Annotated in this window: 12 protein-coding genes; 7 read left to right on the forward strand and 5 right to left on the reverse strand. The window is 69.6% G+C overall.

Annotated elements, in window-relative coordinates:
• Nucleotides 1-21: 21 nt before the first annotated feature.
• Nucleotides 22-603, reverse strand: a complete 582-nt coding sequence (locus ABZX61_RS59600) for a TetR/AcrR family transcriptional regulator (RefSeq protein ID WP_355210530.1) — start codon at nt 601-603, stop codon at nt 22-24.
• A gap of 64 nt (nt 604-667) precedes the next feature.
• On the opposite strand from ABZX61_RS59600, the gene ABZX61_RS59605 reads away from it, so the two are divergent.
• Complete coding sequence (locus ABZX61_RS59605) at nt 668-1711, forward strand: FAD-dependent monooxygenase (protein ID WP_355210533.1); 1044 nt, start codon at nt 668-670, stop codon at nt 1709-1711.
• Between the two features lie 2 nt (nt 1712-1713).
• Here the strand turns inward: ABZX61_RS59605 and ABZX61_RS59610 are convergent, their stop codons facing one another.
• On the reverse strand, nt 1714-2406 hold the full coding sequence (locus ABZX61_RS59610) for a type 1 glutamine amidotransferase domain-containing protein (RefSeq protein ID WP_355210536.1): 693 nt from the start codon (nt 2404-2406) through the stop codon (nt 1714-1716).
• 291 nt (nt 2407-2697) lie between these two features.
• Here ABZX61_RS59610 and ABZX61_RS59615 point away from each other — a divergent pair, with 291 nt between their 5' ends.
• A complete protein-coding gene (locus tag ABZX61_RS59615; RefSeq protein ID WP_355210539.1) occupies nt 2698-3546 on the forward strand; it encodes an enoyl-CoA hydratase/isomerase family protein in 849 nt (282 codons plus the stop codon).
• 83 nt (nt 3547-3629) lie between these two features.
• Here ABZX61_RS59615 and ABZX61_RS59620 read toward each other — a convergent pair whose 3' ends face one another.
• Nucleotides 3630-5159 (reverse strand): FAD-dependent monooxygenase, encoded by a 1530-nt coding sequence (locus tag ABZX61_RS59620; RefSeq protein ID WP_355210542.1) that lies wholly within the window; start codon nt 5157-5159, stop codon nt 3630-3632.
• 73 nt (nt 5160-5232) lie between these two features.
• On the opposite strand from ABZX61_RS59620, the gene ABZX61_RS59625 reads away from it, so the two are divergent.
• Both ABZX61_RS59625 and ABZX61_RS59630 read left to right on the forward strand, forming a co-directional pair.
• Nucleotides 5233-5916 carry a TetR/AcrR family transcriptional regulator gene (locus ABZX61_RS59625; RefSeq protein WP_355210545.1) on the forward strand — a complete coding sequence of 228 codons (684 nt, stop codon included), beginning with the start codon at nt 5233-5235 and terminating at the stop codon, nt 5914-5916.
• A 130-nt stretch (nt 5917-6046) separates the two neighbouring features.
• On the forward strand, nt 6047-6577 hold the full coding sequence (locus ABZX61_RS59630; RefSeq protein WP_355210548.1) for a hypothetical protein: 531 nt from the start codon (nt 6047-6049) through the stop codon (nt 6575-6577).
• Nucleotides 6578-6625: 48 nt separating this feature from the next.
• Here the strand turns inward: ABZX61_RS59630 and ABZX61_RS59635 are convergent, their stop codons facing one another.
• On the reverse strand, nt 6626-8626 hold the full coding sequence (locus ABZX61_RS59635) for a serine/threonine-protein kinase (protein ID WP_355210551.1): 2001 nt from the start codon (nt 8624-8626) through the stop codon (nt 6626-6628).
• Nucleotides 8627-8909: 283 nt separating this feature from the next.
• Here ABZX61_RS59635 and ABZX61_RS59640 point away from each other — a divergent pair, with 283 nt between their 5' ends.
• Nucleotides 8910-9605: a DUF899 domain-containing protein gene (locus ABZX61_RS59640; RefSeq protein WP_355210554.1), complete on the forward strand. Its 696-nt coding sequence runs from the start codon at nt 8910-8912 to the stop codon at nt 9603-9605.
• Here ABZX61_RS59640 and ABZX61_RS59645 read toward each other — a convergent pair.
• Complete coding sequence (locus ABZX61_RS59645; RefSeq protein ID WP_355210557.1) at nt 9584-10321, reverse strand: SDR family oxidoreductase; 738 nt, start codon at nt 10319-10321, stop codon at nt 9584-9586. The two genes, ABZX61_RS59640 and ABZX61_RS59645, sit on opposite strands and share 22 nt — an antisense overlap.
• A gap of 132 nt (nt 10322-10453) precedes the next feature.
• Here ABZX61_RS59645 and ABZX61_RS59650 point away from each other — a divergent pair, with 132 nt between their 5' ends.
• A complete protein-coding gene (locus tag ABZX61_RS59650) occupies nt 10454-10810 on the forward strand; it encodes a helix-turn-helix domain-containing protein (protein ID WP_355210560.1) in 357 nt (118 codons plus the stop codon).
• Nucleotides 10811-11033: 223 nt separating this feature from the next.
• Nucleotides 11034-13088, forward strand: coding sequence for a CBM35 domain-containing protein (locus tag ABZX61_RS59655; RefSeq protein ID WP_355210563.1), 2055 nt, complete (start codon nt 11034-11036; stop codon nt 13086-13088).
• Nucleotides 13089-13126: the final 38 nt, after the last annotated feature.

Raw genomic sequence — 13126 nt, forward strand, 5'->3', positions numbered from 1 at the left:
CGGCCCAGCCCAGGACGCCGGTCAGCTTCGGTGGCGAGGGTAGGCGGAGGCGATGAGGCGGCCCAGGAATTGGTCGAGGTCGTCGAGTCCGTAGGAGGCGAGCACGTCGGGCGGCTGGGTGAGCAGGTAGGTCAAGGCGCTGTTGACGGCCAGGGTCACCATGGCGGCGCTCTCACGGGTGACCGGGAGGCCGGCGGCCTGCTGGGCGGCCAGGTGCAGGTCGAGGTCGGCGCGGGAGAGCCGGGCCAGGGTCTCCTGCACCTGGGGATTCCTGGCGGCCTCGGCGTGCAGCTCGATGTAGGCCAAAACCCGGGACCGGTTCACCGTCATCGCCCGCTCGATCATCAGGCGCAGCAACGCGAGCAACTGGTCGGGGGTGTCGATCTCGGCCTGCTGCAGCTCACTCCAGTAGCGCTCGACGCACCGCTCGGCGGCGGCCTGGAGCAGGCTGTCGCGGGTCGGGAAGTAGTTCTTGGCCGTGCCTTCCGGCAGCTCGGCAGCACGGTCCACCGCACGGTGGGTCAGGCCCCTGCCACCCTCCCCCGCCAGCACCTCGATAGCCGCGTCGCGCAACCGGTCGCGGCGGTCCCTGTTCTCCACCATGGCCCCCATCCTTCCGCCTTTGTGCAATCACCATAGCTGTGGTACCATATATGTGGTGATTGAGATGAAAAGAGCTGTCGTCGTCGGCGCCGGAGTCGGCGGGCTGACGACCGCGATCGCACTGCGCGCGATCGGCTGGGATGTTTCGATCTTCGAGCGATGGCCTCGGGTCGTCGCCGAGGGCACGGCGCTGGGCCTCCGCCCGGACGCCCAGGCCGGCCTGGCCCGTCTGGGGCTGGGCGAGCAACTGCGCGAGCGCACCGTCCCCTACCGGCGTGCGCAGATCCGCACCCCCGATGGCAGGCGTCTGGCCGACCTGCCGCTGGAGCGCATCGAACGGCGCGGAGGGGCGCCGGTCCGCATGCTGTCGCGGGTCTCGCTGATCGAGATGCTGGTGCAGCAGGTGGACCCGGCGACGATCAGCACGGGCGTGGAGATCACCGATCCCGCCGCACTACGCGCCGACTACGACCTGGTCGTGGGCGCCGACGGGGTGCGCAGCGCGGTGCGTCAGGCGTTCTTCGGCACCGCGACCCGTCCCCGCTACTCGGGCATCGTCGCCTGGCGCGGCGTGATCAAGGGCTTCGAGCCGCAGGACTACGGCGAGACCTGGGGGCGCGGGCAGATGTTCGGGATGACGCCGCAGGCTCCGGGGGTGACCAACTGGTACGCGCCCGTACGCACCCCGGAAGGGGTTCGCGAGAGCCTCGACGACCTGCGCGCACGCTTCGCCGGCTGGCACGACCCCATCCCGCGCGTGCTCTCGGCCGCCGAGGCGGACGCCGTGCTGCGGCACGAGGTCTACGACCTGGCGCCACCGCTGGGGTCCTACGTCACGGGGAACGTGGCGCTGATAGGAGACGCGGCCCACGCGATGACGCCCGCGTTGGGGCAGGGCGCCTGCCAGGCCGTGCTCGACGCGGTCGAGCTCGCCGGCTGCCTGCGTACGCACCCCGGCGACGTGGCGAAGGCGCTGCTCTCCTATGACGCACGGCGGCGCCCGGCCGCCCAGCGGACGGTCACCGCCTCCAGTTGGATGACCCGCCTGGCCGGAGCCGGTCGCCTGGCAGGGCCGCGCAACACTCTGATGCGGATGCTGCCCATCTAAGCCTACGAGAGGACCTTGAGCAGCCGGTCGGCCAGGACGGCTGCCGAGGCAGGGTTCTGGCCGGTGAGCAGGTTGCGGTCGACCACCGTGTAGGGCTTCCACACCTCGCCCTTGGTGAAGTCGACGCCCAGGTCGATGAGCTCGTCCTCCAGCAGCCAGCGGGCCCTGGGGCCGAGACCGACCGCGTTCTCCTCCTCGTTGGTGAACGCGGTGATCCGGTAGCCGGCGAAGGGCGACACGCCGCGGATCCTGGTCGCCAGCATCGCCGCCGGGGCGTGGCAGACGACGGCCAGGGGCTTGCCGGAGGCCAGCGCCTCGGTCAGCAACCGGCCGGCGTCCGCGTCGACGCACAGGTCTTCCATGGGGCCGTGGCCGCCGGGGAAGTAGACCGCGTCGTAGTCCTCCAGCCGGGCGTTCGCCAACCGGATCGGCCGTCGCATCTCCTCCGCGGAGCGGATGATCGCCTCCAGGTCGAGAGCGATCTGAGCGCTACCGGCCATTTCGGGGCGCAGGCTCATCATGTCGACGGTCGGGACCACTCCGCCGGGCGTGGCGACGACGATCTCGTGGCCGGCGTCGGTGAGCGCCTTGTACGGGGCCGCGAACTCCTCGGCCCAGTAACCCGTCGCATGCCTGGTGCCGTCCTTGAGCGTCCAGTACGCCGTCCCGGTCATCACGAAAAGTAGCTTCGCCATCGGACAACCGCCTCCCTGTCCTGCGTCTACAGCATTTTATGTCCGGCGTGATGTGCCGGATGAAAGCCTCCCATGCCGATATTGTTCTCTTTTTGCCAGGTGCCGAGTTTCCGATGGTAGCCGGGACCGGATATTCACCGGCGAATGATGAAGGGCTTACGAACACGAGACCGACCGCTCACACGGCGTTTCCCGGCGCGCCTGAAAGCCTTGCCGACCTGTAGACCTTTGAGAATGAAAAGGCAGCGAGGCTGAGCCGCCATTTGGCCGTCAGAGCCTAGCGTCAGGCCCATGACCTCACCGACCCGGTTCACCCTGACCGAGCACTCAGCCGCATTGTGGCGAGTGACGTTCGACAATCCTCCCGTCAATCTCGTCGACGCGACGATGACGAGCGAGTTGAATGCCCTGTTCGCGCGCGCCGAGGCGAGCGACAGTCTCGCGGTCATCGTCTTCGACAGCGCCGACCCCGACTTCTACCTGGCCCACTACGACCTGTCCGACAGTGACGAGGTGAAGCGCGTCCTGGCCCATCCGGAGGAGGTCCACCCGTGGACGGCGCTGCTGACCCGTCTCAGCTCCCTCCCCGTGGCGACCATCTCCTCCATCAGGGGCAGGGCACGCGGTGCGGGGAGCGAATTCCTCCTCGCCACCGACATCCGCTTCGCCAGCCGCGAGAAGGCCATCGTCGGTCAGTTCGAGATCGGCATGGCCGCCATCCCGGGTGGCGGACCCGCCACGCGTCTGCCCGGCCTGGTCGGACGGGGCCGGACCTTCGAGATCCTCTTCGGCGGGCTCGACTACGACGGAGCGCTCGCCGAAATGTACGGGTACGTGAACCGGGCCCTGCCCGACGACGACCTCGACGGCTTCGTCGACGCGTTCGCGTCCCGCGTCGCCTCCTTCGACCTGCAGACGATCAGGGACATCAAGCACTTCGTCAACCTCGCCACGCAGCGGCCCGAGGCCGAGTTCAAGGACCAGATGGATGCCTTCTGGGCCGCGGTGACCCGTCCGGCCCAGCAGCACATCGCGAGGCACCTGTTCGAGGCGGGACTCCAGCAGCGGAGCGACGTCGAACGCGACCTCCCGCATTGGGTGACGCGGTTCCCGTACCGGCCCGGCTCCGACGGGAAGTAGACGGCCCGAACTTCGCCCTCGGGCCACCGTTGGGCCACAGACGACGGCTTCCCGTGGCAGGCCCGGGGTCTCGTAAAGCGGCCTCAGCCCGGGCTGAACCAGCGGGTGAGGGCCGCCTTCAGGCCGTCGGAGTCCGCGCCCGCCCAGGCGACGTAGCCGTCCGGCCGGATGAGCAATGCGGGTGCCGGGGCGTCGGCGGCGGTTGCGGTCACACGGCGCACCCGGTCGTTCCAGGGCTCTGCGGTGGCGGCGAGGTCGTTCCCGCCGGTGAGGTCGAGAAGCAGGGGGCGGGCGTCGCGCAGGAGCTCGGCGAGGCGCCGCGCATGTCCGTCGCCGGTGGTCAGCTCAAGGGATGGTACGAACCAGCCGGTGGGCGCGGCGGGGTGGTCCTCGCCCATGGTGTAGCGGACATCGGCGCCCGCCAGCAGGGCGGCGACCAGATGCAGGTTCTCGGTGCGGCCGAGGAGTTCGGCGAAGAGCAGGCGCAGGGCGGTGACATCGCCTCCGGGTGCCATCAGGGCGGTCGCGGCCTGCGTGTGCATGAGCACGCGTTCGCCGCTCGCGTGGCGTTCGGTTCCGTAGCTGTCCAGCAGGCCTTCCGGGGCCCAGCCCTGCAGTGCGGCGGCCAGTTTCCAGGCCAGGTTGGCCGCGTCCTGCAGCGCCAGATTCAGGGTCGGCCCGTGGCTGACGTGGGCGGCGTCGCCGGCGATGAAGACTCGGCCGGCGCGGTAGCGGTCGGCGAGCCGGGAGTTGCGGCCGCACTGGCGGCGAAGCAAGGTAGGCGCACCCTCGGGCGGCGGAGTCAGGGGCAGGCGCACTCCGAGGACCCGTTCGACGCTGTCCTCCATCTCGGCCATCGTCATCGGCGCGCCCGGCCCCGGGAAATCGCCCGCCGGGTGATCTTCCCATTCGGCGGTGTTGACCAGCGGCCGCTCCGGGTCGTGCGCGAGGAGGGTGAAAACGCCCCGCTCGGTACGGTGGAAGTGCGCCGGGATCTCGCCGAGGCCCTCGATCACGACCCGTCCCCCCGGCGCGAAACGGAAGCGGTCGCTCGGCCCGATGAGGGCCGTCCGGTCGACGACATTGTCGTCGCCGGCGCCGAGGAAGGCGATTCCCGCCTGCCTGCGAACCAGGCTGTGGCCGCCGTCGCAGCCGACGAGGTACCGGGTCGTGAAGGTCGTCTCCGTTCCGTCCGCGCCGCGTGCCACGACGTCGACCTGGTCATCGTTCTGGCTGAAGGACAGCACGTCCCAACCTCGCCGGACATCCGCGCCGAGTTCTGCCGCGCGCTCGCCGAGCACCCGTTCCAGGTCACGCTGGTTGACCGGCAGGAGATACATCGGGTTCTCGCTGCCGAGCACGTGCAGCGGCAGGGGCATCCCGCCGAAGAAGAACCCGGGCGCAGGCACCGGTGCTCCTCGGCCCCCGCAGCGTTCCAGGAGGCCGCGGTTGTCCAGTAACCGCACGACCTGGCCGGCGAGGCCGTGTGCCTTGTCTGCCGGGTCCGGTTCCGGCCGTCGTTCCAGCACCAGGGGCCGGGCTCCCGCGAGGCGGAGCTCGCAGGCCAGAAAGAGGCCGGCGGGTCCACCGCCGACGATGATGACGTCGAACATCACTGACGCCTCCTTAGGATACGTGGCTGTATCTAACGGCGGACACCGTAAGTCACCGCGATAAGATACGCAAGTGGATCCTAAGTACGAGCGGATCGCGGATGAGCGCGGGACGATCGGGGCGCAGGCGGCGGAACGCCGTACCGACGGCGGCGCATCCCGTCGCCGTGGCTCCGAACTCGAGGGCGCGATCCTCGACGCCGCGTGGGACGTGCTGATCGAGCACGGATACCACGGCTTCACCTACGAAGCGGTCGCCGCCCGCGCCGGTACGAGCCGTCCCGTGCTCTACCGGCGCTGGCCGCACCGCGACGACCTGCTGCTGGCCACGCTCACCAAGTTCTGGCAGCCGATCGCGGTGCCCGACACCGGCAGCCTCCGCGACGACGCGATCGGCTTCCTGCGCAACGCCAACGCCGACCGCGCGCCCACGATCACGTTCATGAGCGTGCAGCTGGCGGACTACTTCCGCGACGCCGGCACCAGCTTCGGCGAGCTGCGCCGCACCCTCCTCCCGCCGGGCCAGGCGACCGCCTTCGAGACGATCGTCGCCCACGCGGTCGGGCGCGGCGAGCTGCCCGACGTGCCACGCCCGTCCCGTGTGGTGAACCTGCCGTTCGACCTGCTGCGCCACGACCTGCTCACGACGATGCGCGCGGTGCCGGACGAGTCGATCGTCGAGATCGTGGACGAGGTGTGGCTGCCGCTGCTGGGGACACGATCCCGTCCCCAAGCACCGCGACCGGGCCGCCTCTGAAGCCAGGTCGACGAGACGGACGGGACGCGCGCCTCAACGTTCGCGAAGACATCTGATGATCTCGTCAATCACCGGCACCCCCTGCCGCGTTCGGGCTACAGTTTGCAGTCATGATCACGGAGGAAGTGCTGTGAAACAGTCCAAAGCCCAACGAATCGGCCGGTCAGCGCTGGTCACGGCGCTGGCCGCAGGCGTCATGATGGCAGGCGTCGTTCCCGCGGCGAACGCCGCTGCCACCGCCCAGAAGAGGACGCTAGGACCGTTCGGGTACGGCAACATCAAGCTCGGGATGACGGAGGCGCGGGCCAGGGCGACCGGGAGAATCGTCCGCAAGACCATCAACGTCCCCACCAAGTGCTCGACCTATGACCTGAAGGAGCGGCGGTACAGCGGCAACCGGGCAGGGATGTACATTTCGAAGAAGCAGGGCGTGGTCACGATCTCCGCGCCGGGCCGCGGCGTCAAAACGCCACAGGGCATCGGCATAGGCGCCACTCCCGCGCAGTTGAAGGCCGCCTACCCTAACCTGAAGCAGAATGCGCTGTACGGCACCTTCGCCACCGTGCCGGGCAACCCCAAGGCGTCCTACGTCTTCCTCGTGTCGAAGAGGATGGTCCTCGGTGTGACCCTGGTCCTGACCGCTCAGGACTGCCTCGGGTAGCGGCTCCGTCCCACTCGTGAACGCGGCAGGCAGGACAATGGAATCCGTTCATGGAGACGGGTACGGGGAGCTCAGGCTCCAGACCCGGACCTTGCCGTCGTTGCCCCCGGAGACCGCCACCAGGCGGCCGTCCAGGTGTCCGGTTGCCACCGCTTCGATCAGGCCCACGTGGTCCTCGAAGGGTTCGCCGATCGGCTTGCCGGTCGCCAGGTCCCACACCCGTACGGTCTGGTCGTTGTAGCCGCCGGAGACCACGATCGGGCGGCCGTCGGTCAGTTGCGCCGCGGCCAGGCCGAGCGCCCAGCTCCGGTGACCCCTGAAGGGCCGGCCGATCAGTTCGCCCGTGGCCAGGTCCCAGACGCGTACGGTGTGATCGCCTTTCCCGCCGCCGGAGATCGCCACCGGGCGGCCGTCGAGTCGCGCCACCGTCGCCGATTCGACCGGCCCGTCGTGAGCGTTGACGCGTCTGGCCATGGGAGTGCCGGTGGCCAGGTCCGTCATCAGGATGGTGCCGTCCACGTCCCCGGAGACCACGATCGGGCGGCCGTTCACCTCGCCCACCGCCACCGAGAGCACCCAGCCGCGGCCGGCGCCGACGGGGTCGCCGACCCGGTCGCCGGTGGCCAGGTCCGAAACCTGCACCGTACCGTCGAGACCGCCGGACACCGCCACGGGGCGGCCGTTCACCTGCCCGACCGCCACCGATTCGACCGAGCCCCGATGGCCTTGGAAGGGCGTGCCGATCGGTTCGCCGGTGGTCTGGTCCCAGACGCGTACGGTGCCGTCGCGACCACCGGAGACGACGACCGGGCGGCCGCTCACCTGCCCCGTCGCCACCGACCAGACCGGACCCTGATGCCCCGTGAACGGGGAGTGGAGGGGTGCGCCGGTGGCGAGATCCGATATGAGCACCGTGCCGTCGTAGCCTCCAGAGGCGACCACGGGACGGCCGTCCCACTGTCCGACGGCCAGCGACAGCACCCACCGCTGCCAGCCGTTGACGGGCTCGCGGATCAGGGTGCCGAACAGCGCGCCCGTCGTGGAGGGCTTCGCGCCGGCGGTGGAGAGGGGGGTGCCGGGGAGGCTCCCGGCCAGGACGGACGCCAGCCACAAGGCCACGGGGATCGCGAGGACGACGGCGGCCGCCGCGAACACCTTCGCCAAGCCGGGCGGACGTTGACGGCGGCGGCGCGGGGCGTTTTCGGGTGGCGGTGCGGGCCGCCGGTAACCCGTGTCCTGGAGGGGAGTTTCGTGGGTGAGCGCGGTGAACAGGTCGGTGATGCTCGGCCGGGACGCGGGGTCCTTGGCCAGGCCGGCGGCCAGGAGGGGACGGAGGCGGTCGGAGACGCCTGCCAGGTCGGGCTCGCGGGTCATGATCGCGTTGAGGACTCCCGCGGTGACCGTGCCGGAGAAGGCCCGGTGCCCGGTGGCGGCATACACCATGGTCGCGGCCCAGGCGAACACGTCCGAGGCGGCCCCGGCCGGCTCTCCGTTGAGCTGTTCGGGCGACAGGTAGGCCGGGGTGCCGATCAGGCCGGGTCCCGTGGTGGAGTGGTCCAGTACCCGGGCGATGCCGAAATCGATGACGACGGGGCCCTCCTGGCCCATGATCACGTTGCTGGGCTTGAAGTCCCGGTGCACGATGCCGGCCCGGTGGATCGCGTCCAGCGCGACCAGGGTGGTGATCGCCAACCGGTCCAGCCCGCCGCCCGTGCGCGGCCCTTCCCGGGTCACGAGCTCGTCCAGGGACGGGCCCTGTACGTACTCGCTGACCAGGTAGGGCGCCCGGTCGGCGATCCCGGCGTCGACGACCCGCGCCGTGCAGAACGCCGCCACCGACCTGGCTATCTCGGTCTCGCGCAGGAACCGGTCCAGGGCTTCGTGCTCGGAGGCCATCCGGGCGTGCAGCGTCTTGACGGCCACCTGCCGGCCCGAGGGGGCCTGCCCCAGATAGACGACTCCCTGCCCGCCCACGCCCAGCACGCCGATCAGTCGATAGTCCCCGATCTGCCGGGGATCGTTCTCGGCCAACGGGCGCGGACCGGACATGAGGCAATCTTCTCCTGGGGTCAGGGAGGATCCACTCGGCTGCTCAAAAGGTATATGTCCGCATGATGACGCAAAAGCCTTGCTTATGGGCGCATGTGGCGGCGATCGCCCAACGCCTGGTGCTGCCGGCCGAGGCGGGCCTGGTGGCGGGTGCGCCATCGGGGCGGCGTTTCCGCGCCGATGCGGGCCCCGCGACCGGGACGGCCCGCTGGAGGCGTTGAAGGATCGTCCCGACGGGGATGGGGAGGGGAACGCGGAACTGGACGGGAAGGTGAACGACACCATGAAGACACCCCCGATCGTCACGCCACAGGAGTGGGAGGCAGCGCGCCGGCGGTTGCTCGTCAAGGAGAAGGAGCTGACCCACGCCCGGGACGCGCTGGCCGCGGAGCGCCGGCGGATGCCGTGGCTGGCGGTGGAGAAAGAGTACGAATTCGACGGGCCGGCGGGTAAGGCGAGCCTGCCGGACCTGTTCGAGGGCCGTCGCCAGCTGGTCGTCTACCGCGCATTCTTCGATCCCGGCGTGCACGGCTGGCCCGATCACGCGTGCGTCGGGTGTTCCATGGTGGCCGATCATGTCGGGCACCTCGCCCATCTGAACGCCCGTGACACCACTCTCGTCTTCGTCTCCCGCGCACCCCAGCCGGACATCGCGCGGGTGAAGGCGCGGATGGGCTGGACGATGCCCTGGTACACCCTGACCGACGACTTCGACGCCGACTTCGGCGTGAACGAGTGGCACGGCACCAACGCGTTCATCCGCGACGGCGACAGGGTGTTCCGCACGTACTTCATCAACGACCGCGGCGACGAGGCGCTGGGGAGCACCTGGAGCTATCTCGACATGACCGCGCTCGGGCGGCAGGAGGAGTGGGAGGACTCTCCCGAGGGCTATCCCCAGACCCCGCCGTACCAGTGGTGGAACTGGCACGACGAGTACGGCGCGGGCGAGGGCCGTCAGCCGGACAGGACCCGGTAGCCCGCGTCCACCGGGATACGGACGCCGGTCACGGCGTCGAAGCCGCCGTCGAGAATGGAGCCGATCACCGCGGCGACGTCCTGGGGATCGACCATCCGGCCGAGGACCGAGCGGCGCCCCAGCGCCGCCTCCGTCTCGGGCGTTCGCATCATGGCGCTGGCTTCGGTACGGACCGCGCCGGGCGCCACGACGTTCACCCGGATTCCCCAGGCACCGGCCTCCGCGGCGACGTGCTGGGCAAAGGTGTTGAGCGCCGCCTTCGCCGTCGCATGCGCGGCCGCGCCCGGACGTACCAGCTCGGCACTGAGGCTGGAGACGTAGACGATTCGGCCGTCGCCCTGCTCGCGCATGCGGTCCAGTGCCCGCCGGGTGATGTGGAAGACCCCGGCGAGCTCCCCGGTGACCTTGCCGGCGAAGTCCTCCCACGACATCTCGGCCAGCGGGCCGAACGGCGGGGGGACGTTGGCGTTGCAGACCAGCGCGTCCACCCGCGCGCAGGCCTCCACGAGTCCGGCCACCTGGCCAGGGTCGCGGACGTCGGCCTGGACAGCCTGCGCCGTACCGCCGGCCGCCTGGATCTGCTTGACCACCGAGGCGGCCGCCGACGTGTCGGCGCGATAGTTGACGATCACGTGGAAACCGCGACGGCCCAGCTCATGTGCTGTCGCGGCACCGATACCGCGTCCCGCGCCGGTGATGAGTGCGATGCGTCGCATGTCATGCCTCCCCTGCTCTACGGCTTCGGGGGCAGACTCTAGGTATTGAGCATTCCAGGAGAAAGTACCTACCTCTTGGTAAGCTCCATACCTTGCCGTCGGCTTTCTGCTCGTCAAGGGGTGGCAAGAGGTATGAGTGACGCGTTTCACAGGGACTGCCCGGCGCGCATGGTGCTCGACCACGTCACCAGCCGCTGGGCGGTGCTCGTGCTGACGGCCATCCGCGGTGGCCCGCTGCGGTTCCACGAACTGCGCACCAAGATCGAGGGGATCAGCGAGAAGATGCTGTCCCAGACGCTGCGCACCCTCGTACGCGACGGCTTCGTCCGCCGAACGGTCACCCACACCACGCCGCCACAGGTCAGCTACGGCCTGACCGCCCTCGGCGAGGGGATCACCGAGCCGCTCCAGACCCTGTCCGACTGGATCCGGGACCATGCGGGTGACATCCTCGCCGCCCAGGCCGTGTACGAACAGGAAACTCCCTGAGCGGTTCCGTCGACCCTGCGACCCCAAGGTGGCAGGCCGCATCCCGCGCACGCGGCGGACTCTCGCTCGAGATTTGCCGGTAACAACCTGGTAACAGGGTCTTCTCCTCGGCAATGTGAGCGGTCACACTCAGGCAACAAGAAATGTGACCGGTCACATCTGCGCACCTCCACGTCCCCCCAAGGGCTCTGACGCCCGAAGCACGCAAGGAGGTTGTCTCGCCATGAGGAGGAAATATGCCTGGTCAGCGATGCTGGCGGTGGTCCTGTTGACGGGTGCCGTGCACGCCGCCCCCGCCCAGGCCGCGTCTCAGCTCGTCGTCGATCTCGGCAGCTCGACCGGCGCGCTCAGGTACGGAGCCACTGGCTTCCTGTACGGGCTCGGCGACGAGGGCATCCCGAACGAGACCATGCTCGCCGCCATCAAACCGCAGGTCACCGCCCAGAAGGCGCCTGACGGCCTGCAGCACCCGAACGGCGACGCGCTCAAGATCGCCCCCATGTTCAAACGCGCCGGCGGCCGCGAGATCCAGATCTACATGCAGGACGTCTACAAGCAGTGGCCGTACGAGAACCTGGGCATCAACGACTACCTGGCCAAGGTGGACACGATGGTCAGGAAGGTCGTCGCCGACCCGTACCGCACCTCGTACGTCTACGTCCCCTTCAACGAGCCCGACCAGATCTGGTACGGCGGCAACCTCACCGGGTTCATGAACGACTACCGGACCGTCTACCGCCGGATCCGCTCCCTCGACCCCGGCGCCCGCATCGCGGGCCCGAACTTCGCGAGCTACCGCTCGGCCGACATCCGGACCTTCATGCAGTTCGCCCGGGACAACGCCGTACTGCCGGACGTCACCACCTGGCACGAGCTCGGCGACGACTTCTTCACCAGCTGGCACACCCACTACGCCGACTACCGGGCGATCGAGTCCAGTCTGGGCATCTCCCCCAGGCCGATCACCATCAACGAGTACGGGCGCTTCTCCGGGGACCTCGGCGTGCCGGGCAACCTGGTGCAGTTCGTGGCGAAGTTCGAGAACAGCAAGGTCGACGGCTGCCTGGCGTACTGGACGACGGCCGGCGGGCTCAACGACCTGGTCACCAGGAACAACCAGGCGACCGGCGGCTGGTGGCTGTACAAGTGGTACGGCGAGCTGACCGGCAACACCGTGGCCGTCACCCCACCCGCCCCCGACGGCTCCCTCCAGGTCCTGGCCGCGCTCGACCAGGGCAAGAAGCAGGCCAGGGTGATCTTCGGCGGCAACAACTCGGCCAGCGGCACGTACGACACCAACCTGGTCGTCAAGGGCATCCCGGGCGCCCTGGGCACCACGGTCCACGCCGCCGTCTGGGGCGTGGACAACACCGGGCTGAACCCCTCCCCCGGCCCGTACAAGGTCACCGAGGCGGACTTCACGCCGTCCGGCGGCCAGATCACGATCCCGCTCACCGGGCTCAAGGGCTCCTCGGCGTACCAGGTGATCGTGACCCCGGACAAGGACCCGACCACCGGCTCCCGCTACGAGGCCGAGTACGCCGCCGCGCCGGGCGCGATCACCTACGGCCCGGTCTCCTCCGCGGACGGCGGCGCCAAGTTCGTGGTCACGGCCCCCTCGGACGGCTACTACAACGTCGACCTGCGTTACTCCGCCTCCGCCGCCCGCACGGCCAAGCTGCGGCTCAACGGCTCCGACCTGACCGACGTCAGCCTGCCCGCCGCCGCGAGCTGGAGCACCGTCACCACCAAGGTGTTCCTGACCGCTGGGATCAACCGCCTGGAGGTCAGCGCCGCCGGCGTCAACGTCGACTACCTCGACGTGTCGGCGACGACGGGGACGATCACCGCGTACGAGGCCGAGTCCAGCGCCAACACGCTCGGCGGCGCCGCCAGGGTGGCGGCCAACTCCGCCGCCTCGGGCGGGAAGTACGTCGGATATGTCGGCGCCGGCGCGGCCAACACCTTGCGCTTCAACAACGTCACCGCCGCCTCGGCCGGCCGCTACCGCCTGGTCGTCACGTACGCCAACGGCGAGCTGGGCGAGGGCGCCACCAACTACAACAGCAACATCGTCGACCGCTACGCCGACATCTCGGTCAACGGCGGCGCGGCCCAGCGGCACTACTTCCGCAACACGCTGGGCTGGTCGAACTATCGGACCACGGTCGTGGACGTCACCCTGGCCGCCGGAGCGAACACGATCACGTTCGGCAACGCCTCCACCGGCTACGCGCCCGACATCGACCGCATCCAGATCGCCAAGCCGGTCGGCTGAGCCGAGCCGGCTCGACAAGCAGCACCCGCTAAGAAGCA

Origin of the sequence: Nonomuraea sp. NPDC003709, from assembly GCF_040610775.1 — a bacterium.
Classification (GTDB): domain Bacteria; phylum Actinomycetota; class Actinomycetes; order Streptosporangiales; family Streptosporangiaceae; genus Nonomuraea; species Nonomuraea angiospora_A.

Bases quoted from the DNA above. Each gene is read 5' to 3' on its own strand.
- ABZX61_RS59600 (WP_355210530.1), bottom strand. From the start codon at position 603: ATGGTGGAGAACAGGGACCGCCGCGACCGGTTGCGCGACGCGGCTATC.
- ABZX61_RS59605 (WP_355210533.1), top strand. From the start codon at position 668: ATGAAAAGAGCTGTCGTCGTCGGCGCCGGAGTCGGCGGGCTGACGACC.
- ABZX61_RS59610 (WP_355210536.1), bottom strand. From the start codon at position 2,406: ATGGCGAAGCTACTTTTCGTGATGACCGGGACGGCGTACTGGACGCTC.
- ABZX61_RS59615 (WP_355210539.1), top strand. From the start codon at position 2,698: ATGACCTCACCGACCCGGTTCACCCTGACCGAGCACTCAGCCGCATTG.
- ABZX61_RS59620 (WP_355210542.1), bottom strand. From the start codon at position 5,159: ATGTTCGACGTCATCATCGTCGGCGGTGGACCCGCCGGCCTCTTTCTG.
- ABZX61_RS59635 (WP_355210551.1), bottom strand. From the start codon at position 8,626: ATGTCCGGTCCGCGCCCGTTGGCCGAGAACGATCCCCGGCAGATCGGG.
- ABZX61_RS59640 (WP_355210554.1), top strand. From the start codon at position 8,910: ATGAAGACACCCCCGATCGTCACGCCACAGGAGTGGGAGGCAGCGCGC.
- ABZX61_RS59645 (WP_355210557.1), bottom strand. From the start codon at position 10,321: ATGCGACGCATCGCACTCATCACCGGCGCGGGACGCGGTATCGGTGCC.
- ABZX61_RS59650 (WP_355210560.1), top strand. From the start codon at position 10,454: ATGAGTGACGCGTTTCACAGGGACTGCCCGGCGCGCATGGTGCTCGAC.
- ABZX61_RS59655 (WP_355210563.1), top strand. From the start codon at position 11,034: ATGAGGAGGAAATATGCCTGGTCAGCGATGCTGGCGGTGGTCCTGTTG.